Annotated in this window: 3 protein-coding genes; 2 read left to right on the forward strand and 1 reads right to left on the reverse strand. The window is 40.3% G+C overall.

All coding sequences use genetic code 11. The annotated features are described in order from the left end of the window. On the reverse strand, positions 1 to 506 hold a 506-nt coding region (locus VZ94_RS20915; protein WP_045780725.1), incomplete at its 3' end, for a chemotaxis protein CheB. 343 nt (positions 507 to 849) lie between these two features. On the opposite strand from VZ94_RS20915, the gene VZ94_RS20920 reads away from it, so the two are divergent. Further along, on the forward strand, positions 850 to 1,302 hold the full coding sequence (locus VZ94_RS20920; protein WP_045780726.1) for a hypothetical protein: 453 nt from the start codon (positions 850 to 852) through the stop codon (positions 1,300 to 1,302). 491 nt (positions 1,303 to 1,793) lie between these two features. Continuing rightward, positions 1,794 to 2,294 (forward strand): hypothetical protein, encoded by a 501-nt coding sequence (locus VZ94_RS20925; RefSeq protein WP_045780727.1) that lies wholly within the window; start codon positions 1,794 to 1,796, stop codon positions 2,292 to 2,294. Positions 2,295 to 2,665 lie beyond the last annotated feature (371 nt).

A 2,665-nucleotide genomic window follows, 5' to 3' on the forward strand; every position in this document is an offset into this window, starting at 1 on the left:
ATAGTTTCAGGCATAGACGGATGTATGGCCTCTTCTGGATTCTGCACAATAACAACTCCGCCTGATGCATTAATGTCCTTGGCGCCAAGAACACCATCATGGCCAGAGCCAGACAGAACAACAGCGGTGGCTTTATGTCCATATTGATGAGCAATTGATGAAAAAAGTCTATCTATTGATGGTGCAATCAGTGCAGAGGGATAAGGTTTAGGAAGTTGAATCCGTCCAGCGACAATCACAATATCCGTTGCTGATGAACAGACGTAGACATAGCCTGGCTGGATAATTTGATCATTACTTGCAGAAACCACTTTTACTTCACTTTGGTCAGCCAGTATTTCAGTCAAATTGCTAATATGCGAAGGCGATAGATGAGCAGCGACTACATAGGCGTCATGATCATTTGGTTTGAGTCCTCGTATTATTGGACGAAGGCATTGCAGTCCACCTGCTGAGGCGCCAAAGGCAATTACACTAACACTTTTGTTGTTCGCATCATTTGTCATAGCTTTACGGAATAAAAAGTTTTGTTTTAAATTTTAGCAGACACGAGCGTTGTTCTATAGGTGAGCTATTGAATTGAATGTGCTGAGAAGCAGTTAATAACTAGGGTCAGAATAATTTTATATATCGCTTACTCGTTCTTTCCTTCCACCAATAGGCTCACCCATTTTTTTGTAGTCATTTGCCGGCCGTTCAAATTTTCTATTTCCGCTTTAAGTCGTTCACTGCATGCACCATGCTTTTGTTTACCGCCAGTCGGATTTCTTACAGTAAGTTCGCATAAACAAGACCTTGAATACGGTGTAATAAAGCTAATCCCTTGTTAATTTTGCGCTGGCCGCCAATGTGGAAGCGTTAATCTTAACCGGTTCTAATGGCGCAGACATAACCGGTAATGAGTTTGCCAATGAGTTAACAGGGAATATCGGTAATAACCAGGCGTTGGGGTTAGGTGATGATGTCTATGTCGTCGTTTATGCAGCTGACAGCATCGTCGTAGAGTTGGCTAATGAAGGCAACTCTACGGCGCAATCCGCGATAACCTTTAGCTTACCCGATGATGTTGAGAATCTAATCTTAACCGGCAATTTTAGCGACGACCCTTGGATTGTTTATACCGATGGATTAGGCAATGCGCTGGATAACGAGATAACGGGCAATGATGGTTTTAATCAGTTATACGGTTTTGACGGTCAAGACAGTGTCGATGGTCGGGTGGGTAACGATACCTTGGATGGTGATGATAAGCCTATAGGTAGTTTAACTCAAAAAAGTAACTATACTGATGTTATCAGTTAAACGATATTTTTATCGGGTTAGTTATAGACAATAACCATAAAAACTAAGTTGTTTTTTATAAAATCTAATGTTTGTTTTTATATAAGTCAACTCATGATAGTGAAATAGAACGTTTTTTATAAGAAAAATATCATCAGTCATGAGTAAAATTTGGCGCATTAACGTCTTTAATAATTTTTTTCTATCGTTGTTGCGGGCTTTAGTGTTTGATACGTCTTATGTAGTGTTAGAGGTTTTAATTGTTTAAGGTGTTTTGGAGTGGTGCGTTTTATTGTGTTGGATTGAGGGGGGATTTTGAGTAATCGGTTAGGAAACAAGATACAGCGCAATGCCCTTTGGTTATTGCGTCTTACGGCCTTGGGGTTGTCATGAAAAATACGACATTTGCGACATTAAAGGTATCGAGTGATGCGAACGATACGCCTCCTAACGTCGGCAGCATCCTAATCAGCGTATCGGGCAGTGAAACAGACGGAAAAGAGAGGTAAATAATGTCAAATGTAAGGCCTGCCCCCGTTTTGCATGACCCCGTTTTGCAAACTGTACGCATTATTAGTCACGCAATTGCTGCTTCTTTCATGTTTACGTTAACTGTAAACGCGGATCAACAATCTAAAGTTTGCAATGATATTCGCAAAAGCCTAATACAGCGTCAGCATGATGGGCATGAGCCTAAAGACTTTTATATTGAATATAGAGAGCAAGATGGCGGAGACTCATATCAAGGATTGGATATTGACGATGATAAAATCACCGATTCAGTTGTAAGGAGCTGTGGATCGGGTGCTGATTCGCTTTGTTCTTTATTCATTAACTTTTCAACTGGAGAACAGTTAGAGTTAGAAGAAAAACATTTTTTCTTAGCGCGGGTGAAATCACATATCTATGTCATTGTGGGAGAAACTTCTGAAAAAGAAAAGGATAAACGCGGCAAAAGACGCGTTTATCAAATTACTAAACAAGCAATAAAACTGATCTGTTCACACATTTAATTTGGGGGAAATATCATGCTTACCTACATTTATAGGGGTCAGATCTTACAATTTGCATCAAAATCGCCAAAAAAACGAGGGTGTCACGTCAAATGTAAGGCCTGACCCCATAGTTGTTCAGGCCTGACCCCATAGTTGTTTTGACCCCATAGTTGTTTCGTTTAAGGTGTTTTGGAGCAGTGCGTTTTATTAGAGTTTATGCACAATAAGCAAAATGGGTGTATGGTGCAATAGTATCCTAATAAAAATTTGGAGATAGTGATGTTCACCGAGTCGATGTTACGCAAACATCCTGCATTAGTCCGTGCTTTCACGGGAATTCCAGCGGAAGAGTTTTGGGACATGCTTGAAAAAAATGGAAGCTCAACTAC

This window comes from Methylocucumis oryzae (assembly GCF_000963695.1).
Classification (GTDB): Bacteria; Pseudomonadota; Gammaproteobacteria; order Methylococcales; family Methylomonadaceae; genus Methylovulum; species Methylovulum oryzae.